The sequence below is a fragment of the Pectobacterium jejuense genome (assembly GCF_026800125.1).
Classification (GTDB): domain Bacteria; phylum Pseudomonadota; class Gammaproteobacteria; order Enterobacterales; family Enterobacteriaceae; genus Pectobacterium; species Pectobacterium jejuense.
Genome location: NZ_JAPQKX010000014.1, coordinates 1 through 23,943, shown reverse-complemented (window position 1 = coordinate 23,943; position 23,943 = coordinate 1). Strand labels below are relative to the sequence as shown.

The window sequence follows — 23,943 nt, the reverse complement described above, 5'->3', positions numbered from 1 at the left end:
TGACGATTAATCCGAGAGTACCGCAGCCTCCGCCCATCACTTCTATACTGAATTATCTATAGCTTCCCTCATAACGTCATGGAATATGACCCTTTTCAGGAGGTAATACGATGTCAGGACAAAATCTGCAGAATCATGAACTGTTTAAAACGGGCTACTTTGCTGCGGGGAAATGGCAGCAGAGCGGCGCGACCTTCGAGGTCGTGAATCCGGCGACGGGCGAGTCGATTGCCAGCGTGGCGAAAGCGGGAAAGAAAGAGACGCAGGCGGCGATTGACGCCGCCTATGCCGCCTTTCCTGCCTGGAAGCGTAAAACCGCGAAGGAGCGTTCTGAAATTCTGTACCGCTGGTACGAACTGATTCTGGAAAATAAACGCTATCTGGCGGAGTTGATGACCGCCGAGCAGGGCAAGCCCGTGCAGGAAGCCGAAGGTGAAGTCGTCTATGCGGCGAATTTCATTCAGTGGTTTGCTGAGCAGGGCAAGCGGGCGAACGGTGAGATTATTCCGCCGGCTAAGCCCGGATCGAAGATTTACGCCACGCGTGAACCCGTTGGGGTCGTTGTCGCCATTACACCGTGGAATTTCCCGCTGGCGATGCTGACGCGTAAGCTGGGGCCGGCGCTGGCCGCGGGATGTACCGGCGTCATCAAACCTGCGAACAACACGCCGCTGTCTGCGTTTGCCCTGTTGGCGCTGGCGCAGCAGGCGGGTGTGCCGGATGGCGTACTCAACGGCGTGGCAGGCGATACGCAGGCGATCAGCGATACCGTCATGGCGAGCGATAAAGTGCGCAAAATTTCCTTCACCGGCTCGACAGAAGTGGGGAAAACGCTGGTGCGCAACGCGGCAGATACCATGAAGAAAGTGTCGATGGAACTGGGCGGCAACGCGCCTTATATCGTGTTTGATGACGCGGATATTCAGGCCGCAGTGAAAGGCGCGATAGCTAACCGTTTCCGTAATGCGGGTCAGGTTTGTGTCAGCGCCAACCGGTTTTATATTCAGGATGGCGTCTACGATGAGTTTGTCTCTCTGCTCGCGGAAGAAGTGAAGAAGCTGAAGGTCGGTAACGGTATGGATGACGGCGTTGTACTCGGTCCGCTGATTGACGATGCTGCCGTTGAGAAAGTAGAAAAGCACGTCAATGACGCGGTGGAAAAGGGAGGTAAGGCGCTGGTCGGTGGTAAACGGCACAAGCTGGGCCACAGCTTCTTTGAGCCGACGGTGATTGTTGATGCCAACGAAGCGATGCTGCTGGCGCAGGAAGAAACGTTTGGTCCGGTTGCTCCCTGTTTCCGTTTCAAAACGGAAGAAGAGGTGATTCAGCGCGCCAACAATACGCCGTTTGGTCTGGCCGCCTACTTCTACAGCCAGAATTTGCAGCGTGTGTTCCGCGTGGCAGAAGCGCTGGAGAGCGGCATGGTTGGTATTAACGAATGCGCGGTTTCAACCGAATTAGCCCCCTTCGGCGGTGTGAAAGAGTCAGGATTAGGCCGCGAAGGCTCGGTTCTGGGGCTGGACGAGTTTCTGGAAGTGAAAACCTGGCATTTGGGCGGGTTGTGATCTGAAGGGATGTTGCGATCGGAACTGATCGAATCCGATTGAATACCGATAAGACAGTATAGGTAATACGTGGGATGAATGAGGCATGCTCCTCATCCCACGATCGCCGTTAGTCTTTGGTCTCAGCCAGTTCGCGCAGATACTGGAAGATCTGGCGGGCGGATTTCGGCGGTTTATTCGTCGCTTTCTCTTTCTGCGCATTACGCACCAGAGAACGTAACTGCTGACGGTCAGCGTGAGGATACAGCGCCAGAATATCGGGGACTACGTCGTCACCCTCTTCAATCAGACGGTCGCGCAGCTGTTCCAGCTTGTGGAATAACGCCACCTGCTGATTATGACGGTTGTTCAGCTTATCCAGCGCGGTTTGGATCGGCTCTGGATCGCGGGCGCGCAGCATTTTACCAATCAGCTGTAGCTGGCGGCGGCGGCCTTCTTTCTTGATCCGCTGCGCCAGTTCCACCGCCGCACGCAGATCGTCGTCCAACGGGATCTTCTCCAGGGCGTTTTTACCCAGATCGACCAGTTCCGCGCCGAGATCTTTCAGCGCTTCGGCATCGCGCTTTATTTCACTTTTGCTGACCCAGATAATTTCATCATCTTCGTCGTCTTCTTGGTTATCTGGGACGTCATTCAGCCAGTCTTCGTACTTTTGCTTCATGGTTGGCTCCTAAAAAGTGTCCAGGAGCAATTCGTAACGCTACGCGTAGCGGCTCCGGGATGGTGAACAGCGTGCCCACCAGAAAAAAGAGGCTGATACTAACAGGTTTGGGCTTTGTGCGAAATTGTCCGTAGATCCTGTTAGACTAGAAAGCATTATGCTACACCATTTTATGCTCCTCATACTTCACGTTACCTGCGTGTTGGCTGCGCGAAGTATAGAGAGTATACGCCCCTTTCGTGCTCGTTGCGGGGATGATGATGGTGAGCTTTCTTCCACTCATTATGGCAGAACAATGACGATAACTACTCAGGTTGCAGAGCAGCGTAAAGCGCTGGAGCTCGCGGTTGCTCAGGCGCTGGAACTGGCGCGTGCCGGTTCTGATGCGGCAGAAGTCGCGGTGTCAAAAACGACGGGCATTAGCGTCAGTACCCGTTATGGTGATGTTGAAAATGTTGAATTCAACAGCGATGGTGCGTTGGGTATTACGGTTTATCACCAACAGCGTAAAGGCAGCGCATCGTCTACCGATCTCAGCCCGGATGCGATAGCCCGTACCGTACAGGCCGCGCTGGATATTGCTCGTTATACCTCTGTAGATCCTTTTGCTGGCCCGGCGGATCGCGATCTTCTGGCGTTTGACGCGCCGGATCTGGATCTGTTCCATCCGACCGAGCTGGATGCGGATCGCGGCATTGAATTAGCCGCTCGCGCAGAGCAGGCCGCCTTACAGGCTGATAAGCGCATCACCAACACCGAAGGCGGCAGTTTTAACAGCCACTACGGCGTTAAGGTATTCGGCAATAGCCACGGTCTGCTGAAAAGCTACTGCTCTAGCCGTCACTCCATGTCCAGCTGTGTGATTGCCGAAGTAAATGGCGATATGGAGCGGGACTATGCCTACACCGTCGGCCGTGCGCTGGATGACTTGCGCAGCCCGGAATGGGTAGGCGAAGAGTGTGCACGCCGCACGTTATCCCGCCTGTCCCCGCGTAAACTGTCCACCATGCAGGCACCGGTGATGTTTTCTGCGGAAGTGGCGACGGGCCTGTTTGGCCATTTGGTTGGCGCCATCAGCGGGGGCAGCGTTTATCGTAAATCCACTTTCCTGCTGGATAAGCTGGGTCAGCAGATTCTGCCGGAGTGGCTGACGATTGAGGAACAGCCGCATCTGCTGAGAGGGCTGGCCTCTACACCGTTCGACAGCGAAGGCGTGCGGACGCAGGCGCGTGACATTGTGAAGGCAGGCGTGTTGCAGACCTGGCTCATGACAAGCTACTCCGCGCGTAAGTTGGGAATGCAGAGCACCGGCCATGCGGGTGGCATTCATAACTGGCGGATTGCCGGACAGGGTCTGGATTTCAACGGTATGTTGAAACAGATGGGCAAAGGCCTGCTGGTGACCGAATTGATGGGGCAGGGTGTGAGCGGTGTGACGGGGGATTATTCCCGTGGAGCATCCGGCTTCTGGGTCGAAAACGGCGAAATTCAGTATCCGGTTAGCGAGATTACCATCGCGGGTAACCTGAAAGACATGCTGCGTAATATTGTGACGGTGGGGAACGATATCGAAACCCGAAGCAATATCCAGTGTGGTTCCGTGTTGCTGCCAGAGATGAAGATCGCAGGGGAATAAGCCTGCTCTTTGTGAATAACCGTCGCCGTCGGCAGTGTCCGACGGCTGTTACTCTATGCCGATAGTGGGCATCATACTCGCTAATTTAGCGGTGGTACTCGCCTGCGGCTTCTGGCTGATAGAGTAGTTCTAGTACTTCAATTCGCGTTTCTTCACCGTTTGGCAACTGCCAGGTGATCGAATTTCCCACATGCATTCCCAATAGTGCCGCGCCCAGCGGAGCCATCACCGACAGCGGTTCCTGACTGTCCTTCACCGCGGCCGGATAAACCAGCGTGCGGATGTGCTCTTCGTTGGTATTCAGATCGCGGAAACGCACCCGACTATTCATGGTGACGACATGTGAGGGAATTGATGCCGAAGGCAGAATGTCCGCCCGATCCAGCTCCTCATTTAACGCCTGTGCGATATCGCTGTCCGCAAAGGCGGGCTGCTCCAATAACATATCCAGACGTTCTGCATCCAATTCACTGATTGTCAGGTTAGGTTTCGTCATACTCCTCTCCAGTTGGTATTTTCAGATGATATAAAAATAACCCCCCGCACCCAAAGGAGCAGGGGGTATAAGAAAATATTATGATTTATAGAGGTAGATAGTAGGAGGTTCGGGGAGGAAAGTGAAGCGATCCTTGTCACGAAGGCTGGCAGATACCCGTCATACAAGGAAATCGCTAGTCTTCGTCGAACCCGGCTTCGAACAGCCCGATGACGGCGGCAAGCGCCTGTTCTTCATCCGGACCCGTCGCTTCTACCTCGATGAGCCGCCCTTTGGCCGAGTCCAGCATTAGCATAGCAATCACGCTGCTGGCTTCGGCTTCGGTGCCGCTGTCATTACGCAGGATCACTTCTGCATCAAAGCTCTGCACCAGCTCGAACAGCTTCATGGCTGGGCGAGCGTGCATGCCCAGCTTGTTTTTGATTTCAACCGTTTGCCGGACTGTCATAGGTTACCTGGTTGTACTGGTTTGCCGACGATTACGAGGGTTTACGTTTTTCCAGCGTACGGTGGCGCGACTGCACGTTCTTACCGCGTGAGCGGAAGTAGTCAGCCAGCTGTTCGGCGACGTAGACGGAGCGGTGTTTACCGCCGGTACAGCCAATGGCGACGGTCAGGTAGCTGCGGTTATTGGTTTCCAGCATCGGCAGCCACAGTTCCAGATAGCTGCGGGTCTGGTAGATGAAGTTGTGAACTTCGGTGTGCCTGTCGAGGAAGGATGCAACGGGCTTATCCAGACCGGTCATCGGGCGCAGTTTCGGATCCCAATGCGGGTTAGGTAGGAAGCGCACGTCAAAGACGTAATCCGCATCGATAGGGATACCGTGCTTGAAGCCGAACGATTCGAACACCATCGTGAGCTCGCGTTCTCGCTTGCCGAGCAGTCGGGTACGCAGCATTTCGGCCAGTTCATGTACCGACATCTCTGAGGTGTCGATAATCAGGTCGGCGCGTGAACGCAGCGGCTCCAGCAGGTCGCTTTCTTCATCAATGGCGCTTTCCAGTGACAGATTCTTGCTGGAGAGCGGGTGAAGGCGACGGGTGTCACTGTAGCGACGAATCAGCGTATTGCGATCGGCATCCAGAAACAGCAGTTGAGGCGAGAAGCTGGGTGGCAGTTGCTCCATGGCATGCTCGAAGATCTCTGGTGATTCCGGCATATTGCGCACGTCAATGCTGACTGCTGCGGAAATGTTACGTGCCGCAAGCGTATTAGCCAGTTCTGGCAGTAGAACCACTGGCAGGTTATCTACGCAGTAGAACCCCATATCTTCCAGTGCGCGCAGGGCGACAGATTTTCCTGAACCTGAGCGACCACTGACAATCATCAGCACCATCTGACGACTCCCCTCTGGCAATGTGATGGCGAATTTTCATTGCCACTGTTTTTATAAAGTGATGTATAGCTAAAAAAATGACGGCTTAGCGCATGGATTGCAAGCATTCTCTGAATCCCAGCAAATCGCCCGTCATCGTGAACATGACTACCATCCGGCTTAACCGGCTTCCGTCATAATCTGGTACAGCTCTTCATCGCTTTGCGCCGCACGCAGGCGTCGGCAAACCGTTTTATCTGCCAGCCGCTTGGCAACAAGCGACAGGGTATGCAAATGGGTTTTACATTGTTCCGCTGGAACCAGCAAGGCAAAAAGCAGATCAACGGCCTGATTATCAATGGCATCGAAAGCGATCGGCTGCTCTAACTGGATGAAAACACCGATGGCACCCAGCGCATTATCGTCTTCCAGCTTACCGTGAGGAATGGCAATGCCGCCGCCGATTCCCGTGCTGCCCATCCGCTCCCGGGTCAGGATGGCATCAAAGATAATCTGCGAAGGAATGTTAAGCTGCCTGGCGGCCAGCTCACTGATAATTTCCAATGCCCGTTTCTTACTCTGGCAGTGGACGGTGCTTCGGGTGCACTCAGGACGTAATACGGTGCTGAGCTGCAATACGGGATCGTGGTTCATTTTATTTTCACTTAACGACGCTTTCACTTCTGGTGATTCCGACCCACCCGATGGATGGGCCGAGTTTGTCCTTTGCCAAACGGCAAAGGAGAAAATTAGTGCTGCTTGAGTTTATCTTTATGCTTATTGAGCTGTCTCGCCAGCTTATCAATCAATAAATCTATCGCGGCGTACATATCTGCCGCCTCTGAGGTTGCATGCAGCTCGCCGCCATTAACGTGGAGCGTGGCCTCGGCAATTTGCTGAACTTTTTCCACTCTCAATACCACATTGACCTGATTAATCCGGTCAAAATACTGCTCTAATTTGGCAAACTTGCCATTCACAAAATCACGCAGTGGTTCAGTGATATCGATGTGGTGTCCGGTAATGTTGAGCTGCATAGTGTCTTCCTTCTCTGTTGAGATCAAACCAGTTGTTTACGCTGATTCGATGGTGGGATAGATAAAGACTCTCGGTATTTTGCCACGGTTCGACGCGCCACGATGATGCCCTGATCGGAGAGCAGTGCCGTAAGCTTGCTATCGCTCAGTGGCTTCACGGGGTTTTCCGCTGCAATAAGCTTCTTCACCAACGCGCGGATTGCCGTTGACGAGGCTTCTCCGCCGCTATCGGTATTAACGTGGCTGGAGAAGAAATATTTTAGCTCAAAAATGCCGCGTGGGCTGTGCAGGAACTTCTGTGTCGTCACGCGTGAGATGGTGGATTCATGCATATCCACCGCTTGAGCGATGTCTGCCAGTACCATGGGCTTCATGAATTCTTCGCCCTGCTCGAAGAAATCCTGCTGCTGCTCGACGATGCAGCGGGTGACCTTCAGCAGCGTGTCATTGCGACTTTCCAGGCTTTTGATGAGCCAGCGCGCTTCTTGCAGATTGCTACGAATAAACTGCCCGTCGCTGTCGTTGCGCGCGCTGTTACCCAGCGCCGCATACTGCTGGTTAATCTGCAACCGGGGAACGCTGTCGGTGTTCAGTTCGACGGCCCAGATCCCTTGAACTTTACGTACCAGCACGTCAGGAATTACGTATTCGGATTCACCGGTGTTGATCGACTGTCCCGGACGGGGATCGAGCGATTGGATCAGCGCCAGCGCTTCTTTCAGCACGTCTTCTTTCAGGCGCGTGATGCGGATCAGGCTGCGGAAATCATGATTGGCTAACAGATCGAGATGATCGCTGACGATCAGACGCGCTTCGGCTAAGCGTGGCGTGTCGTCGACAAACTGGGAAAGCTGCACCAGCAGACAATCACGCAGATCGCGAGCGGCGACGCCAACGGGATCGAAGCGCTGCACGCGTTTGAGTACGGCTTCAACTTCTTCCAGCGTCACGTCGTCGTCACCGATGCTGTCAAGAATGTCCTGCAGCGGTACGGTCAGGTAGCCGGTGTTGTCCACTGCATCGACGATAGAGGTCGCGATAGCCGCGTCGGTATCGGAAAACGGCGTTAGCTCAACCTGCCACATCAGGTAATCCTGAAGCGTTTGCGTGGTTTCGCCTTGGTAAATCGGCAGTTCTTCATCGCGATAGTCGGTGCCAGTGCCCGACGGCGTGCCTGCGGAGTAGATTTCATCCCAGGTCGCATCGAGTGGCAATTCTTCCGGCATGTCTCTTTGTTCGAGGGCTTCACCGGTATCCAGTGAGTCGCTGTCTGCCTTTTCAAATGACTCGATTTCGTCGTGCTGATCCGTTTGTTCGAGCAACGGATTGCTTTCCAGCGCCAGTTGAATTTCCTGTTGCAATTCAAGCGTGGACAGTTGCAACAGGCGGATCGCCTGTTGGAGCTGTGGAGTCATGGCCAGTTGCTGGCTAAGCCTGAGTTGCAAACCTTGCTTCATAAATCGCGCTAACGTCCCATAAGTACTGCAAAGATAAAATATTACCCTATCAGAGTCGGAAGCCTTCGCCCAGATAGACGCGTTTCACCTGTTCATCGGCCAGAATGTCGGTCGGTGAACCGTGGGCGATCAGGTTACCCTGACTCACGATGTAGGCTCGTTCACAGACATCAAGCGTTTCGCGGACGTTATGATCGGTAATCAACACGCCAAGCCCGCTGTCACGCAGATGCTCAATGATTTTTTTAATATCCAGTACGGAGATCGGGTCTACGCCCGCAAACGGTTCATCCAGCAGGATGAACTTCGGATTCGCTGCCAGCGCACGCGCAATCTCTACGCGGCGTCTTTCTCCACCGGACAGCGATTGTCCCAGACTATCGCGCAAATGAATAATATGGAATTCTTCCATTAGCTCATTGGCACGATCTTCCTGCTGTTCGGTCGTCAGATCTTTACGGATCTGTAACACCGCCATCAGATTGTCATACACGCTTAAGCGGCGGAAGATAGAGGCTTCCTGCGGCAGATAGCCGATACCGCGCAGCGCACGTTCGTGCAAAGGAAGCAGGCTGATGTCGTCATCGTCAATGACGATTCGTCCTTCATCACGCGGAACAATACCCACGACCATGTAGAACGTTGTTGTTTTGCCAGCACCGTTCGGCCCAAGCAGGCCGACGATCTCGCCGGAATTCACGGTGAGACTGACGTTTTCCACGACCTTACGGCCTTTGTACGCCTTGGCTAGATTTTCTGCGGTTAATGTTGCCATAACTTATTCAGTGACCCGTGGTTGCGGTTGCTGAGAACGAGAAGGCTGGCTCTTGTTCTCTTTCTCCTGAAGCTGAGAAGGGACCAACACCGTCGTCACGCGTTTTCCTTTGTCGCTGGTCGCTTCCATCTGTTGCTGTTTCACCAGATAGGTGATGCGATCGCCTTTGACATTGCTGTCCTGCTGTTCCAGATAGGCATTGCCCGTTAGCACCAGAAAGTCTTTGGCCAGCTCGTAGCGGATTTTCTGCGCGTGACCTTTCACCGGTTTGCCGTTGTCCTGCATCTGGTAGAACGTCACGGGGTTGCCGTAACCTTCCACCACTTCACTGCCTTGCGTGCCTTGTGGACGCGTCACGACGACCTTGTCGGCTTTTACTTCAATCGTGCCTTGCTTCACGACAACATTACCGGTGAACGTTACCGTGTTGCCCTGCATGTCCAGAGATTGCTGTGCTGAATCAATGTGAATAGGTTGATTGCTATCGCCGGTCACGGCAAAAGCGGAAACGCTGACGGCGAACAGCGAGCTGGCGATCAGGGTGTTACGCATCAGATTATTGGTTTTGGATTTCATAAGAGGTTTTTACCTTTTCGATCAACTCGGCCGTTTTGTTACGCAGATTCCCGCGCATTTTCATTCCGCTTGACGTGAAGCTGGCGCCGTACAGGGTGACTTCATCATCGGAAGAGACGTCCTGCGTGACCAGATTCACCTGGGCATTATTCGTTGTGATGCGCTGAAGCTGTGCGTCTTTCGTCAGGCTATTCACCTCAACGTTGCCGTACAGATAGAGCATCTTGTCTTTTGTCAGCTTGGCGCGATCGGCGCGTACTGACCAGGTTGCCGTGCCTTGTTCATTGAACAGCGTGGCAACAGGCTTGGTAAACCAGCTCAACTGCTCGTCGTTGAAATATTCCGCTTTTTCCGAAATCAGTCTGTAGCTCAGCTTACCCGCAGGGCTGTATACCTGCGTGTTCGTCTTTTCGCTGGTATAAACCGGCACGGCGGGGTCGTTCGCATCCGGTGCCGCTACCGTGTCGTCATCCGCAATATTCCAGCCGATGAGGATAAGCACTAACAGGGCCAGGAAGGCGGTGAGCCAACGCTTGGTTTTACTCATATTGACAACCCTTTGGCATGCTCCAGCTTGTCCTGCGAGAACAGAATCAAATCACACAGCTCACGTACTGCGCCACGACCTCCCGCAATGCGGGTGACATAATCTGCGCGTGGTAACAGCAGCGGGTGGGCGTCTGCCACGGCAACGCTCAGCCCGACCTGTGCCATCACTGGCCAGTCGATCATATCGTCGCCGATATACGCCACCTGATTTGCCGTTACTGACAGTTTATCCAACAGATCGTTGAAGGCCAAAACCTTATCCGATTGCCCCTGATAAAGATGGTTAATGCCCAGCGTCTTACACCGATCTTCCAGCAGTTTTGCTGAACGCCCGGTAATGATGGCAACCTCAATATCGGACGTCAGCAAGCAGCGAATACCATAGCCGTCGCGGACGTTAAAGGCTTTCAGTTCTTCGCCGTGATTACCCATATAAATCAGACCATCGGACATCACGCCGTCAACGTCGCAAATTAACAGGCGAACCTCACGGGCTTTATCCAGTACCTGTTGATCGACAGGCCCATAGCAGGTATCGGTTTGCGCCCTGACCTCACTCATTCATTATTATCCTTTCTTTTTAAACCACGCCAGCCCGCAGCATATCGTGCATATGGACGATCCCGACCAGACGATCGTTTTCTGCCACCAGCACGGAGGTGATGTGGCGCGACTGCATCAGGTTAAGTGCATCCACCGCCAGCGTTTGCGGTGCGACCCGGATGCCGCCCGCGGTCATCACATCAGCAATGCGCGCGCTGTTCAAGTCAATATTCATGTCGAAGATGCGGCGCAGGTCACCATCGGTAAAGATGCCCTGAATTTTCATATCTGCCTCGCAGATTACCGTCATACCCAGATTTTTGCGCGTAATTTCCACCAGTGCATCACGCAGCGAGGCATCGTGTGGGACATGGGGAATCTCATCACCCGAATGCATGATATCGCTGACGCGCAGTAAAAGTTTGCGGCCGAGTGCGCCACCGGGGTGAGAAAGCGCGAAATCTTCGGCAGTAAAGCCGCGCGCCTGTAACAACGCCACGGCCAGCGCGTCGCCCATGACCAACGTTGCGGTGGTGCTGGTGGTGGGGGCCAGACCGAGCGGGCAGGCTTCCTGCGGGACGTGAACGCACAGGTGAATATCCGCCGCCTTACCCATCGTGCTTTCTGGTGCGCTGGTCATGCAGATCAGGAACACTTTCTGGCGTTTCAGCACGGGAATCAGCGACAGAATTTCATGGGATTCGCCAGAGTTGGAAATGGCGATCACGATATCGTGGGGCGTCACCATGCCGAGGTCACCGTGGCTGGCTTCGCCTGGATGAACAAAAAAAGCAGGCGTACCGGTGCTGGCGAAGGTCGCGGCAATCTTACAGCCGATGTGGCCGGATTTGCCCATTCCCATCACCACCACTTTGCCCTGGCAATCGAATATCTTTTTGCAGGCGAGGGTAAAGTTGTCATCAATGTACTGGTCTAATTGCGCAAGCCCATCGCGCTCGATACTCAGTACCTGCTTGCCCGCTTGCTGGAAATCGAAATCTGCTGGTAGTTCATGAGCCTTTTGTCGCGTGTGATCGGCTTGTGGTGCGTGATCGGATAGTGGTGCGTGATCGGCTTGTGGTGCATGATCGGATAGTGCACGGTCAGACTGCTGTTTTAGATGAGCATCTTGTTCAAACTGTGACATACCAATAGTCCTGATTATGATGAAAAACAGAGCGTCTTATGAAAAACAAAACTGCTTATGAAAAGCAAAATAGAGCTGTCAGATAGGCGATAAACGCGCAGCATAATAATGTGCCTGCGCTCTGTCCTATACGGCGTTTTTTGCTGAGGCACAGTGCGGTTAATAACACGCTCGCCGCCAGCATGACCCAATAGTCGCGCTGAAAAGCCAGAGGGTTCAGTGCGCCCGGCGAGAGCAGAGCAGGTACGCCCAGAACAATCGCAATATTAAAAATGTTCGAGCCAATCAGGTTGCCCAACGCAATATCATCTTCTTTCTTCAGCGTCCCGACGATGGCGGTAGCAAGCTCAGGCAGGCTGGTGCCAATCGCCAATATGGTCAGCCCGATAGTCAACTCACTGACATCGAAGTAGCGTGCAATGACGGTGGCGTTATCCACCACCATACGGGCGGCCATGGGTAAAATAATCATACCGAGAATCAACCACAGCACGGCGACCATCTGGCTGCTGTCATCCTGCGGGAGCTCCGCCAACTGCTCGCGCGTCAGGCTATCGCCGCCTTCCCGCTGCGCCCGTTGTGCCATGCGAAGTATCAACACCAGACACAGAATGGCGGCAAAGAGCAGCATTATGCCGTCGGTGCGGCTCAGGTAGCTATCATGCAGTAAAACGCCACACAATAAAGTGACGGACAACATGAGCGGCAATTCCCGGCGCAGGATGGCCGAATGTACCGTTAGCGGGCGAATGAGAGCCGCGCTGCCGAGAATGAGTAAGATATTGGCGATATTAGAGCCGATAACATTACCGACGGCCATATCGTTCTGATCGTTTAAGGCGGCGGTAACGGAAACAATCAGCTCGGGTAGCGAGGTGCCGAAGCCGACAATGGTGATGCCGATGACGAAAGGAGGTAAGCCAAGAGAACGCGCAAGCACGGCGGCGCCATAGACAAGACGATCGGCACCGTAAACCAGTAGTAGCAAACCAACGAACAAGAGTAGTGTTGCAAAAAGCATGCAGCGTCCTTTAATAGGATATAATCACCGGCTTGTTGTCGAATAAGTCAGTATTTCTGGACGATTTTCGCACAAAAAGCATTTTCTGTGATGAGTGCTAATTCTGACGGTGCTTGGCGAAAAAGTAAAACCTGTCGCGATAAGTAAAACCCAGTAACGGTTTGTGCCGCCATTTTGGACAAGAACTGACGGTAAGTTTTTGTAAAACTCGCACCTTGATGAAAGCCAGCCGTTAGGCTGGAGTGAAAGACCTCTTTATGAGCGTACTGATGGGTAAGGAATGGAAATAATGAACCATGAGGCAACTAATCTGGTCGAGATCCGTGGTCTTAGCTTTCGGCGCGGAGAGCGAGAGATTTTTACGGACATCACGCTGAATGTGCCTAAAGGCAAGGTTACCGCGATCATGGGGCCTTCCGGTATCGGTAAAACCACGCTTTTACGCCTGATTGGCGGACAGCTACCGCCTGACAGCGGCGAAATCTGGTTTGATGGCGAGAATATCCCGACGTTGTCGCGCAGTGAGTTGTACAACGCGCGCAAGAAAATGAGCATGTTGTTTCAGTCCGGTGCGTTATTCACCGATTTGAATGTGTTTGATAATGTCGCCTGGCCGCTGCGTGAACACACTAAACTGCCGGAAGAACTGTTGCGTAGCATCGTCATGATGAAGCTGGAAGCGGTGGGGCTACGCGGCGCGGCGAAACTGATGCCCGCGGAGCTTTCCGGCGGCATGGCGCGGCGCGCGGCGTTGGCGAGAGCCATCGCGCTTGACCCGCAGCTGATTATGTTTGATGAGCCTTTTGTCGGGCAAGACCCGATTACGCTCGGGACACTGGTGAAGCTTATCGACGAGTTGAATCATGCATTGGGCGTGACCTGCATTGTGGTTTCTCACGATGTGCCGGAGGTGATGAGCATTGCCGATTACGCGTATATCGTGGCCGATAAGCGGGTGATTGGGGAAGGGACCGCGGATCAACTGAGGGCAAACAATGACCCGCAGGTGCGTCAGTTCCTGGATGGTATCGCCGACGGGCCAGTGCCTTTCCGTTTTCCGGCGGGCGACTATAAAACGTCGCTGCTAGGTTCAGGGGGTTAACGCAGTCATGTTATTACGGACGTTGGCGTCGTTAGGGCGTCAGGGAATCTCCACCAGTGCCGCGTTTGGGCGCGCCGGGCTGATGCTGTTTAATGCATTGGTGGGTAAACCCGAATTCAGAAAACAGTGGCCGCTGTTGGTGAAACAGCTTTACAGCGTTGGTGTGCAGTCGCTGCTTATCATCATGGTTTCCGGCCTGTTTATCGGCATGGTGCTGGGTTTGCAGGGCTATATCATCCTGACGACTTACAGCGCCGAGGCCAGCCTGGGCATGATGGTGGCGCTGTCGCTGCTGCGTGAACTCGGTCCGGTGGTGACAGCATTGCTGTTCGCGGGTCGTGCGGGTTCCGCGCTGACAGCGGAAATTGGCCTGATGAAGGCGACAGAACAGCTCTCCAGCATGGAGATGATGGCGGTCGATCCGCTGCGCCGCGTTGTCGCGCCGCGCTTCTGGGCGGGATTAATCAGTATGCCGCTGCTGGCGGTGATCTTTGTCGCGGTGGGCATTTGGGGCGGCGCGCTGGTCGGTGTGGACTGGAAAGGCATCGACAGCGGGTTCTTCTGGTCTGCGATGCAGGGCGCGGTTGACTGGCGTCAGGATGTCTTGAACTGCGTGATTAAAAGTATCGTATTTGCGATTACCGTGACCTGGATTGCACTGTTTAACGGCTATGACGCGATCCCGACGTCTGAAGGGATCAGCCGTGCAACGACCCGAACCGTCGTGCACTCGTCGTTAGCGGTACTGGGATTGGATTTTGTGCTGACAGCACTGATGTTTGGGAACTGAGTCGATGCAAACAAAGAAAACTGAAGTCTGGGTTGGTGTGTTTATGTTGATCGCGCTGGCTGCCATCCTCTTTTTATGTCTGAAAGTCGCCGATCTTAAATCGATTGGTAGCGAGCCGACGTATCGTCTGTATGCGACGTTTGACAACATTGGCGGGTTGAAAGCGCGTTCTCCGATCAGAATTGGCGGCGTGGTTGTTGGCCGCGTAGCGGATATTTCGCTGGACGAGAAAACGTACCTGCCGCGTGTGGCGATGGATATCCAGCAGCGCTACGATCATATTCCTGATACCAGCTCTCTGGCCATTCGCACCTCCGGCTTGCTGGGCGAACAGTATTTGTCGCTGAACATTGGGTTTGAAGATGAGGAAATGGGCACCGCGATCCTGAAAGACGGCGGTGTGATTCAGGACACCAAGTCAGCGATGGTGCTTGAAGATCTCATCGGTCAATTCCTATATAAGAGCGGTAGCAATAGCGAAGATAATGCCGGTCAATCAGGTACGGAGCCGGGTGCCAATTCTGCGGCAACCCCTGAACACAACAACGAACCTGTTCCTTCACATCCATAAGAGGATATCTGCATGTTTAAACGTTTACTGATGGTGGCTTTACTGGTGGTCGCGCCATTAGCCAACGCGGCGGATCAAACGAATCCCTATCGTTTAATGAATGAAGCGGCGGAAAAAACTTTTGATCGTTTAAAGAACGAACAACCAAATATCAAACAAAACCCTGATTATTTGCGTACCGTCGTACGTGAAGAGCTGCTGCCGTATGTTCAGGTGAGATACGCCGGTGCGCTGGTTCTGGGTCGTTACTACAAAGATGCGACACCGGCACAGCGTGATGCCTACTTCAAAGCGTTTGAAGCCTATCTGGAGCAGGCTTACGGCCAGGCGCTAGCGATGTATAACGGGCAGACCTACCAGATCGCCCCTGAGAAACCGCTGGGAGATGCCGATATCGTTTCTATTCGCGTCACCATCATTGATAACGGCGGCCGTCCTCCGGTACGTCTGGATTTCCAATGGCGTAAGAACAGTAAAACCGGTAACTGGCAGGCGTACGACATGATTGCCGAAGGCGTCAGTATGATCACCACCAAGCAGAACGAGTGGGCGGCAATATTGCGTCAGAACGGCGTGGATGGCCTGACTAAACAGCTGGAATCCTCGGCGAAGCAGACCATCACGTTGGATCAGAAAAAGTAATTTGGGTACGAACATGGTGAACGCATTGAACTGGCAGGCGCAGGACTCCACGCTGGCGTTAACGGGCGAGCTGGATCGTGAAACGCTGTTACCGTTCTGGCAGCAGCGTGAATCGTTGCTGGCGGGTAAAACCACGCTGGATGTGTCTGGATTAAACCGCGTTGATTCTGCGGGGTTAGCATTGCTGATGCACGTTTATCAGCAACCGTCTTCAGGCGGAGAGATAACGATTGTCGGTGCCAGCGATCGGCTAAAAACGCTCATTGCGCTCTATAACCTGAATGAAATCATTCCTGTGTCTTAAACGGTAACGCGGGTTACCGGATTCGCCCCTTTAGGCATCGTCTGAAGGGGCGTATTCTTTGTTTAAGATAGCGTCATATTCATCTAAGATACCTCCCTGTAAATCATCTCCCCCTGACATAGAAATCGAGAGCGATGGAAAATAACGAAATTAAAGACGTGCTGATGAACGCATTGGCACTGGAAGAAGCCCATGTTTCTGGTGATGGCAGCCATTTTCAGGTCATCGTAGTGGGCGGACTTTTTGCTGGAATGAGCCGAGTAAAAAAACAGCAGGCTGTTTATGCGCCGCTGATGGAGTACATCGCGGATAACCGTATTCATGCGCTGTCAATCAAGGCTTATACGCCGGAAGAGTGGCAACGCGACCGTAAACTGAACGGCTTCTAAGTCTTATTCCCCCGCGAGTGGGAATAAACGGCCGGTATCAGTGTGACGACATATTGAATTAAGACATCGAGATACAAAGACTATGGATAAATTTCGTGTTCAGGGCCCAACCCGCTTAGCGGGGGAAGTGACCATTTCTGGCGCCAAGAATGCTGCGTTGCCCATCCTGTTCGCTGCGCTACTCGCAGAAGAACCGGTAGAAATTCAGAACGTACCGAAACTGCGTGATATTGATACCACCATGAAGCTGCTTGGTCAGCTGGGTGCGCGCGTTGAGCGTAACGGTTCCGTCCATGTGGATGCCAGCGATGTAAACGTGTTTTGTGCGCCGTACGATCTGGTGAAAACCATGCGCGCCTCTATTTGGGCTTTAGGGCCGCTGGTGGCGCGTTTTGGTCAAGGTCAGGTCTCGCTGCCTGGCGGCTGTGCGATTGGCGCGCGCCCGGTAGATTTGCACATTTACGGCCTTGAGCAGCTCGGTGCGCAGATCGTACTGGAAGAAGGCTATGTCAAAGCAACGGTTGATGGCCGCCTGAAAGGTGCGCACATCGTGATGGATAAAGTGAGCGTGGGCGCCACGGTCACCATCATGAGTGCGGCGACGCTGGCGGAAGGCACCACGATTATTGAGAACGCCGCGCGTGAACCCGAGATTGTCGATACGGCAAACTTCCTGAATACGCTGGGTGCGAAAATCAGCGGTGCAGGCACGGATAAAATCACCATTGAAGGCGTTGCGCGTCTGGGCGGCGGTGTCTACCGCGTGGTGCCTGACCGTATTGAAACCGGGACCTTCCTGGTCGCGGCTGCGGTATCTCGTGGTCAGATTATGTGTCGCAATACTCGTCCTGATACGCTGGATGCGGTATTGGCGAAGCTGCGCGAAGCGGGCGCGGAGATCGAAATCGGCGAAGACTGGATCAGTCTGGATATGCACGGTAAGCGTCCAAAAGCCGTTACCGTTCGCACGTCGCCACATCCAGGATTCCCGACCGATATGCAGGCGCAGTTCAGCCTGCTGAATCTGGTTGCGGAAGGGACGGGCGTGATTACCGAAACCATCTTCGAAAACCGTTTCATGCACGTGCCTGAGCTTATCCGTATGGGTGCACAGGCGGAAATTGAGAGCAACACGGTGATTTGCCACGGCGTTGATAAGCTGTCCGGTGCGCAGGTGATGGCGACCGACTTACGTGCGTCAGCCAGTCTGGTATTAGCCGGTTGTATCGCGGAAGGTGTGACGATAGTCGATCGTATTTATCACATCGATCGCGGCTATGACCGCATCGAAGATAAGCTGCGTGCGTTAGGTGCGAACATCGAGCGCGTGAAAGAGCACGAGTAAGCGTTTTAGCTAGTTTATCTTCACAATTAGGTTTGTCAGCCGGGTGGGTTCCCACCCGGTTTCTTGTTTACCTTCCGATGTGACTTTATCAACGACCTTGTATGCCGTTATTGGGTAGGGAATTCCTGAATTGTCATTTGCAGCGTGACTTGATTTTTATCACGCACAATCGTGACCGGAATGACAGTGCCGGGGCGTATTTCCGAAACCTGTTCCATGGTTTCAATAATCGAGCGTGCAGGCTTATTGTTCACGCTAACGATGACATCTTCGACACGAATACCCGCTTTATCCGCTGGTCCACCTGGGTCGATAGTCTGAACGAGAATCCCGCTTAATCTATCCTGCGCATCACGGTTGCTGGTTGACGTGCTGTTCTCAATATTTTCGATCTGTACGCCGTTAACGCCAATATAGCCACGCACCACGCGACCATCACGGATGAGTTTGCCCATCACTTTGGTCGCCAGCGCGACGGGAATGGCGAAGCTAATGCCTTCCGGCGTTTCACCGTTGCTGCTTTTATCAAACGAGAGAGTATTAATACCGACCAATTCACCGAGCGTATTGACCAGCGCACCGCCGGAATTTCCGTGGTTGATGGACGCATCGGTTTGCAGCAAGTTTTGGCGTCCTACCTGACTTCTTTGCTGACCATAAGCGCTGAGGCTGACGCGGCCAGTGGCGCTGATAACGCCCTGAGTGACGGTTTGCCCCAGATTATAAGGGTTGCCGATCGCCATCACGACATCGCCAACGTGCGGTATACGGTCTGGATTTATCGAAATAACGGGCAGGTTGATGCCATCAATTTGTAATACAGCCAGGTCTGTCAGGCTATCGGAACCGATCACGCGGGCTTCGTACAGTCTGCCGTCTGACAGCTCTATCTGGATTTGTTGCACGTTATTAATCACATGCTTGTTGGTTAAAATATACCCTTTTTCATTCATGATGACGCCGGAGCCGAGAGGATGAATGGCGACTTCGCTAGGTTTCCCCTCTTTGGCAACCCGGTTATAAACGTTCACCACAGCAGGCGCCGCATGGCTGACTCCCTGATGGTAGCTTATGGGCGAACCATCAGTATTTTTGTCATTGCCTTTCAGAAACGACGTGCCAGACCCAACAAAGGGCAGTACGGCCAGAATAATACCGGCGACGAGGGCACCAAAGAGCGCTGAACGTAATAACTTAGCAAGCATGGCCGTGATTTACTGTGGAAAAAGGGAGATAAGGGGAGGATATCACGAGAAGTTCGGACACCGCATGGCTCGGTGTCCGATTTTTTAACATTAGCGATGTTCTTGCCAGTTAAGTTGCCGAAAAAGACGGCAAGCGATTAACGTAGCAGCAGATAAATCGTTTCTTCGCCCCGGACGATATTCAAGGCCAGAACGGAAGGCTTCGCTTCCAGCAGTTTGCGCAGTTGCGTGATGTTTTCAATACGCTCGCGGTTCACGCCGATGATGACATCGCCTTTTTGCAGACCGACCTGCGCTGCAGGTGTGTCCTTAGCAACGTTATCGATCTGTACGCCTTTGCTGCCGTCTTTCAGTTGGCCATTAGTCAGAGAAGCCCCCTGCAATGACGGTGAAAGCGTTTCAGCGCTGGTTGATGCCGATGAGCTGTTGTCCAACACGACGGAAACTTCCTGCGGTTTACCATCACGCAGCAGGCCGATTTTCACGGTCTTGCCCGGCGCGGTGGTGCCGACTTTGGCCCGCAGTTCTGCAAAGCTGCTGATTGGTTTACCATCCAACGTCGTCAACACGTCACCCGCCTTGATACCGGCTTTGGATGCGGCAGATTTCGGTAAGACTTCGCTGACGAAGGCGCCGCGCTGCGCGTCGACGTTGAAGGCTTTCGCCATTTCCGACGTCATCTCGCTGCCTTTAATACCCAGCAGCCCGCGCTTCACTTCGCCAAATTCAACCAGCTGCTGAGCCAGATTCTGGGCCATGTTGCTAGGGATAGCGAAGCCGATACCGATGTTTCCACCGCCCGGCGCCAGGATCGCGGTATTGATACCGATCAGTTCGCCGTTAAGGTTAACCAGCGCACCGCCGGAGTTACCGCGGTTGATGGACGCATCGGTCTGGATGAAGTTTTCTAACCCTTCAAGATTCAGGCCACTACGTCCCAGCGCGGAGATAATACCGGACGTCGCCGTCTGACCAAGGCCGAACGGGTTACCCACGGCAACGGCAAAATCACCGACGCGCAGTTGATCGGAATCGGCCATTTTTACAGAGACCAGATTCTTGGCGTCATTCAGCTGTAGCAGGGCGATATCGGTCTGCTCATCACGCCCAATCAATTTCGCCTCATACTCACGTCCGTCATTAAGCTGGACGCGAATCTTGTCGGCGTTGTTGATCACGTGATTGTTGGTGAGCACGTAACCTTTTGCGGCGTCAATAATGACGCCAGAACCCAGTCCTTCAAACGGGCGAGAATTTTGTTTGTCCGTCGGGAAGTTAGGGCCAAAGAAGAACTTGAATTCTTCCGGTACGCGCTGACGCTGTACCTGTGTACCTTCAACATGCACGCTGACGACGGCTGGCAAAACTTTCTCCAGCATCGGGGCCAGACTTGGCGTCTGTTGACCTTGAACCACGGCAGGCAGCGCAGCATTTGCAGCGGGAAGCGTGGACAGGGTCAAACCTATACTCATTGCCAGTGCACTAAATAGTAATGATGTTTTTTTCATTGTTATTAACTCTCTCACGGCCTGCGGATGAATAAAACGATGATATATAAACTTAAAGACACGGTGAAGAGTCAGACTGGCGATCAATGTGTAAAGTTCACTGCTGTTTCGTCAGCAGATTGTAACTATCGCTTTTTTAATGCGTGATCGGGCGATGACAGCCTGCGGTACGCGTCTTAAACGTACAAGCGTTTTAAGCGTAGAACAAGAGAGTGGAAAGCGTGAGACAGAAAGCCTCACGCTTAGGGGGAAACTGAATTACTTGCGAATCGGGTGTTCGCCACGCAGCAGGCCTGATGCACCGTCGGAATAATCGCGCGGCGGCATGTTCACCGGAGCCTGATCGTTATCCGCTTCTGATTCGGTCAGACGATATTTAAACGGATTATCCTGACCGGGAACGTTAGGTAACAGGTTATTGGAGCTTTTCGCCATGTGTTGATAAAGCTGACGATAATCATCCGCCATGTTATCCAACAGCTCCGCACTGCGGGCGAAGTGACCCACCAATTCCTGACGATAATCTTCCAGTTCGGTTTTGCTTTTCTCCAGCTCATTCTGCAATACCTGCTGTTGCCGCAGCTTACGGTTACCAAAGCGCATGGCTACAGCACCAATAATAATACCGACAACTAAACCTATCAGCGCATACTCCCAAGTCATAATAGCTCCTATTTTGACGTCGTTGTCCCGTAGGGTTTTTCACTTAATAATAGTCACTATAACCGTTAACCTTGCCTGAGTGGAATCCTGATGCTCAATGACAGAAAGGAATGTTGACCTACCGCAGACATCAAGGTTGTTAACTGCGACGATTACGGCTTAAATCGACGACAACACACAGCAAAACACGACTAACTTTTTTCTCAGGGATTGCGATGGCTATGGTTATTCCACAGACAACACAACAGCAAACAACACCCTTAGCGCTTTATCAGCAGGCGCTTTCCGCTGGTGAATATCAGCCGGACGAGGTGCAACGGCAAACCGTTGTGCGCCTGGAGGCGATACATCAGGCGTTATGTGAACGCGCTGCTGATGGCGCTGCGGGGACATCCGAACGCGTGGGGAAATGGCGTAGCTGGCTGGGGCGGCGTAATAAACGTGAATCTGCGCCAGTTCAGGGGCTGTACATGTGGGGCGGCGTCGGGCGCGGTAAAACCTGGCTGATGGATATGTTTTTCCACAGCTTGCCCGCCGAACGCAAGATGCGCCTGCATTTTCATCGTTTTATGCTGCGTGTGCATGAAGAACTGAACCAGTTTCAAGGGCAGGAAAATCCGCTGGAGAAAGTGGCCGACGGTTTTAAAGCCGAAACGGATGTGCTGTGTTTCGATGAATTCTTCGTCTCTGACATTACCGATGCGATGCTGCTGGCTGAGCTGCTGCGAGCGCTGTTTGCTCGTGGTATTGCGCTGGTGGCGACGTCGAATATTCCGCCAGACGATCTCTACCGTAATGGACTGCAACGCGCGCGTTTTCTGCCTGCGATTGGGCTGATTAAGCAGTATTGCGAAGTGCGTAATGTCGATGCGGGTATCGATTATCGTCTGCGTACGCTGACGCAGGCACACCTTTATCTCTCGCCGCTGAATGAAGAGACGGATGCGGCGATGCAGCAGATGTTTACCCGCCTGACGGGGAAAACGTGGCAGACGCCGGGGCCGGTGCTGGAGATCAATCATCGTCCGTTATCGACACTTGGCGTGAGTGACGGTGTATTGGCGGTCGATTTCCACACGCTGTGTACCGAAGCGCGTAGCCAGAATGATTACATCGCACTGTCGCGCCTCTACCACACGATGCTGTTGCACAATGTGACGGTGATGGAAACGAAGGAAGAAAACACCGCTCGCCGTTTTCTGGCACTGGTGGACGAGTGCTACGATCGCCGTATCAAATTGATTATTTCTGCGCAGGCGTCGATGTTTGAGATCTATCAGGGAGATCACCTGAAATTTGAATACCAGCGCTGTTTATCCCGTTTGCAGGAAATGCAAAGCGAAGAGTACTTACGGCAGCCGCATTTGGCGTAACGCAGGCTGCGGTTTTTTAGTCATTTGCGTGTGAAAAAAGGTCGATCTTTGAGAATGACTTCTCTATAATCTTGCGACCCCACGTTACAACAAAGTTTTTTTTCCCAAAAACTTTATAGTGCCGGCAATGGCTATTCGAAGGGGTAGGTTTGCTGGACTTGATGGTCGTGTGAGCCTCAACTGTTTTCGAGCGTTTGGGTGTTCACCAACGTGTAACTAATTATTGGGTAAGCTTTTAATGAAAACTTTTACAGCTAAACCAGAGACCGTAAAACGCGACTGGTACGTTGTTGATGCGAACGGTAAAACTTTAGGCCGTCTCGCTACTGAACTGGCTCGTCGTCTGCGCGGCAAGCATAAAGCGGAATACACTCCGCACGTTGATACGGGTGATTACATCATCGTTCTGAACGCTGACAAAGTTGCTGTAACTGGCAACAAGCGTACTGACAAGATTTATTATCATCACACCGGTCACATCGGTGGTATTAAACAAGCGACCTTTGAAGAGATGATTGCCCGCCGTCCTGAGCGTGTGATTGAAATCGCGGTTAAAGGCATGCTGCCGAAGGGCCCGTTGGGTCGTGCTATGTTCCGTAAACTGAAAGTTTACGCGGGCACCGAGCACAATCACGCGGCACAGCAACCGCAAGTTCTGGACATTTAATCGGGATTATAGGCAATGGCTGAAAATCAATACTACGGCACTGGTCGCCGCAAAAGCTCCGCCGCTCGCGTGTTCATCAAACCGGGCAACGGTAACATCGTTATCAACCAGCGTAGTCTGGAACAGTACTTCGGTCGCGAAACTGCCCGCATGGTAGTTCGTCAGCCGCTTGAACTGGTCGACATGGTTGGTAAATTTGATCTGTACATCACCGTTAAAGGTGGTGGTATCTCTGGTCAGGCTGGTGCGATCCGTCACGGTATCACCCGCGCTCTGATGGAGTATGATGAGTCTCTGCGTAGCGAACTGCGTAAAGCTGGTTTCGTTACTCGTGATGCTCGTCAGGTTGAACGTAAGAAAGTCGGTCTGCGTAAAGCACGTCGTCGTCCTCAGTTCTCCAAGCGTTAATTTCTTGCTGCTTTGCAGCGAAATCAATGCAAAAAACCCGGTGCTGGTCACCGGGTTTTTTTATGTCTCAGTGCTTGAGGCTACCAATGCAAAAGACCACCTATTGAGGTGGTCTTTTGCATTGTCAGCTTTAAACCACCTCCTCGGGAGGTGGTGATTGTTCCTGTGAGGCTATAGCCTGAAGAAAGCCCATGCCA

At 53.1% G+C, this 23,943-nt stretch carries 28 protein-coding genes; 12 read left to right on the top strand and 16 right to left on the bottom strand.

Annotated elements, in window-relative coordinates:
* The first annotated feature begins 110 nt into the window (after window positions 1-110).
* Entirely contained in the window at window positions 111-1,565 is a 1,455-nt protein-coding gene (locus NXT09_RS20315; protein ID WP_268580988.1) for an NAD-dependent succinate-semialdehyde dehydrogenase, read from the top strand.
* 109 nt (window positions 1,566-1,674) lie between these two features.
* On the opposite strand, the gene yjgA is transcribed toward NXT09_RS20315, so the two are convergent.
* On the bottom strand, window positions 1,675-2,226 hold the full coding sequence (gene yjgA / locus NXT09_RS20310; RefSeq protein ID WP_205554199.1) for a ribosome biogenesis factor YjgA: 552 nt from the start codon (window positions 2,224-2,226) through the stop codon (window positions 1,675-1,677).
* Window positions 2,227-2,521: 295 nt separating this feature from the next.
* Here yjgA and pmbA point away from each other — a divergent pair, with 295 nt between their 5' ends.
* Window positions 2,522-3,862, top strand: coding sequence for a metalloprotease PmbA (gene pmbA, locus NXT09_RS20305; protein ID WP_268580987.1), 1,341 nt, complete (start codon window positions 2,522-2,524; stop codon window positions 3,860-3,862).
* An 85-nt stretch (window positions 3,863-3,947) separates the two neighbouring features.
* Here pmbA and rnk read toward each other — a convergent pair whose 3' ends face one another.
* The 12 genes from rnk to NXT09_RS20245 form a co-directional block, all read right to left on the bottom strand.
* Window positions 3,948-4,358: a nucleoside diphosphate kinase regulator gene (gene rnk / locus NXT09_RS20300; RefSeq protein ID WP_014913850.1), complete on the bottom strand. Its 411-nt coding sequence runs from the start codon at window positions 4,356-4,358 to the stop codon at window positions 3,948-3,950.
* Between the two features lie 175 nt (window positions 4,359-4,533).
* Complete coding sequence (gene npr, locus NXT09_RS20295) at window positions 4,534-4,806, bottom strand: PTS phosphocarrier protein NPr (protein WP_010296626.1); 273 nt, start codon at window positions 4,804-4,806, stop codon at window positions 4,534-4,536.
* 31 nt (window positions 4,807-4,837) lie between these two features.
* Complete coding sequence (gene rapZ / locus NXT09_RS20290; RefSeq protein WP_010296630.1) at window positions 4,838-5,695, bottom strand: RNase adapter RapZ; 858 nt, start codon at window positions 5,693-5,695, stop codon at window positions 4,838-4,840.
* 159 nt (window positions 5,696-5,854) lie between these two features.
* Window positions 5,855-6,328, bottom strand: coding sequence for a PTS IIA-like nitrogen regulatory protein PtsN (gene ptsN, locus NXT09_RS20285; protein WP_039279069.1), 474 nt, complete (start codon window positions 6,326-6,328; stop codon window positions 5,855-5,857).
* Between the two features lie 95 nt (window positions 6,329-6,423).
* A complete protein-coding gene (hpf, locus tag NXT09_RS20280; protein WP_010296634.1) occupies window positions 6,424-6,711 on the bottom strand; it encodes a ribosome hibernation promoting factor in 288 nt (95 codons plus the stop codon).
* Window positions 6,712-6,734: 23 nt separating this feature from the next.
* Window positions 6,735-8,168 (bottom strand): RNA polymerase factor sigma-54, encoded by a 1,434-nt coding sequence (rpoN, locus tag NXT09_RS20275; protein WP_240584315.1) that lies wholly within the window; start codon window positions 8,166-8,168, stop codon window positions 6,735-6,737.
* Between the two features lie 49 nt (window positions 8,169-8,217).
* Entirely contained in the window at window positions 8,218-8,943 is a 726-nt protein-coding gene (gene lptB / locus NXT09_RS20270) for an LPS export ABC transporter ATP-binding protein (protein WP_010296638.1), read from the bottom strand.
* A 3-nt stretch (window positions 8,944-8,946) separates the two neighbouring features.
* Window positions 8,947-9,519: a lipopolysaccharide ABC transporter substrate-binding protein LptA gene (lptA, locus tag NXT09_RS20265; protein ID WP_039535302.1), complete on the bottom strand. Its 573-nt coding sequence runs from the start codon at window positions 9,517-9,519 to the stop codon at window positions 8,947-8,949.
* Complete coding sequence (lptC, locus tag NXT09_RS20260) at window positions 9,500-10,066, bottom strand: LPS export ABC transporter periplasmic protein LptC (RefSeq protein WP_075277779.1); 567 nt, start codon at window positions 10,064-10,066, stop codon at window positions 9,500-9,502. The genes lptA and lptC overlap by 20 nt, the downstream gene beginning before the upstream one ends.
* Complete coding sequence (gene kdsC / locus NXT09_RS20255) at window positions 10,063-10,629, bottom strand: 3-deoxy-manno-octulosonate-8-phosphatase KdsC (protein WP_010296644.1); 567 nt, start codon at window positions 10,627-10,629, stop codon at window positions 10,063-10,065. The genes lptC and kdsC overlap by 4 nt, the downstream gene beginning before the upstream one ends.
* Window positions 10,630-10,648: 19 nt before the next feature.
* The gene (gene kdsD, locus NXT09_RS20250) at window positions 10,649-11,758 is read right to left on the bottom strand and encodes an arabinose-5-phosphate isomerase KdsD (protein ID WP_268580986.1); all 1,110 of its coding nucleotides are present in this window, start codon (window positions 11,756-11,758) and stop codon (window positions 10,649-10,651) included.
* A gap of 55 nt (window positions 11,759-11,813) precedes the next feature.
* Window positions 11,814-12,779 carry a calcium/sodium antiporter gene (locus NXT09_RS20245; protein ID WP_268580985.1) on the bottom strand — a complete coding sequence of 322 codons (966 nt, stop codon included), beginning with the start codon at window positions 12,777-12,779 and terminating at the stop codon, window positions 11,814-11,816.
* Window positions 12,780-13,068: 289 nt separating this feature from the next.
* On the opposite strand from NXT09_RS20245, the gene mlaF reads away from it, so the two are divergent.
* From mlaF to murA, 7 genes are all read left to right on the top strand, one after another.
* Window positions 13,069-13,881, top strand: a complete 813-nt coding sequence (gene mlaF, locus NXT09_RS20240; protein ID WP_039279090.1) for a phospholipid ABC transporter ATP-binding protein MlaF — start codon at window positions 13,069-13,071, stop codon at window positions 13,879-13,881.
* A gap of 7 nt (window positions 13,882-13,888) precedes the next feature.
* A complete protein-coding gene (gene mlaE / locus NXT09_RS20235) occupies window positions 13,889-14,671 on the top strand; it encodes a lipid asymmetry maintenance ABC transporter permease subunit MlaE (RefSeq protein ID WP_205554175.1) in 783 nt (260 codons plus the stop codon).
* A 4-nt stretch (window positions 14,672-14,675) separates the two neighbouring features.
* Window positions 14,676-15,242, top strand: coding sequence for an outer membrane lipid asymmetry maintenance protein MlaD (gene mlaD / locus NXT09_RS20230; RefSeq protein WP_268580984.1), 567 nt, complete (start codon window positions 14,676-14,678; stop codon window positions 15,240-15,242).
* 12 nt (window positions 15,243-15,254) lie between these two features.
* Window positions 15,255-15,884 (top strand): phospholipid-binding protein MlaC, encoded by a 630-nt coding sequence (gene mlaC, locus NXT09_RS20225; RefSeq protein ID WP_205554170.1) that lies wholly within the window; start codon window positions 15,255-15,257, stop codon window positions 15,882-15,884.
* Window positions 15,885-15,897: 13 nt separating this feature from the next.
* Window positions 15,898-16,188, top strand: coding sequence for a lipid asymmetry maintenance protein MlaB (mlaB, locus tag NXT09_RS20220; RefSeq protein ID WP_268580983.1), 291 nt, complete (start codon window positions 15,898-15,900; stop codon window positions 16,186-16,188).
* A gap of 134 nt (window positions 16,189-16,322) precedes the next feature.
* Window positions 16,323-16,577: a BolA family iron metabolism protein IbaG gene (ibaG, locus tag NXT09_RS20215; RefSeq protein WP_010280170.1), complete on the top strand. Its 255-nt coding sequence runs from the start codon at window positions 16,323-16,325 to the stop codon at window positions 16,575-16,577.
* 82 nt (window positions 16,578-16,659) lie between these two features.
* Window positions 16,660-17,922 carry a UDP-N-acetylglucosamine 1-carboxyvinyltransferase gene (murA, locus tag NXT09_RS20210; protein WP_010296664.1) on the top strand — a complete coding sequence of 421 codons (1,263 nt, stop codon included), beginning with the start codon at window positions 16,660-16,662 and terminating at the stop codon, window positions 17,920-17,922.
* Between the two features lie 107 nt (window positions 17,923-18,029).
* On the opposite strand, the gene degS is transcribed toward murA, so the two are convergent.
* The 3 genes from degS to zapG form a co-directional block, all read right to left on the bottom strand.
* Entirely contained in the window at window positions 18,030-19,127 is a 1,098-nt protein-coding gene (degS, locus tag NXT09_RS20205; protein WP_205554166.1) for an outer membrane-stress sensor serine endopeptidase DegS, read from the bottom strand.
* Window positions 19,128-19,264: 137 nt separating this feature from the next.
* Window positions 19,265-20,635: a serine endoprotease DegQ gene (gene degQ, locus NXT09_RS20200; protein WP_039279103.1), complete on the bottom strand. Its 1,371-nt coding sequence runs from the start codon at window positions 20,633-20,635 to the stop codon at window positions 19,265-19,267.
* A gap of 258 nt (window positions 20,636-20,893) precedes the next feature.
* Complete coding sequence (gene zapG, locus NXT09_RS20195; RefSeq protein WP_205549136.1) at window positions 20,894-21,298, bottom strand: Z-ring associated protein ZapG; 405 nt, start codon at window positions 21,296-21,298, stop codon at window positions 20,894-20,896.
* Window positions 21,299-21,519: 221 nt separating this feature from the next.
* On the opposite strand from zapG, the gene zapE reads away from it, so the two are divergent.
* The 3 genes from zapE to rpsI all read left to right on the top strand — a co-directional run bounded on the left by zapE (window position 21,520) and on the right by rpsI (window position 23,746).
* Complete coding sequence (gene zapE / locus NXT09_RS20190) at window positions 21,520-22,671, top strand: cell division protein ZapE (protein ID WP_268581011.1); 1,152 nt, start codon at window positions 21,520-21,522, stop codon at window positions 22,669-22,671.
* Between the two features lie 238 nt (window positions 22,672-22,909).
* Window positions 22,910-23,338, top strand: a complete 429-nt coding sequence (gene rplM, locus NXT09_RS20185; RefSeq protein ID WP_005975488.1) for a 50S ribosomal protein L13 — start codon at window positions 22,910-22,912, stop codon at window positions 23,336-23,338.
* A 15-nt stretch (window positions 23,339-23,353) separates the two neighbouring features.
* Window positions 23,354-23,746, top strand: coding sequence for a 30S ribosomal protein S9 (gene rpsI / locus NXT09_RS20180; protein ID WP_010280182.1), 393 nt, complete (start codon window positions 23,354-23,356; stop codon window positions 23,744-23,746).
* Window positions 23,747-23,943 lie beyond the last annotated feature (197 nt).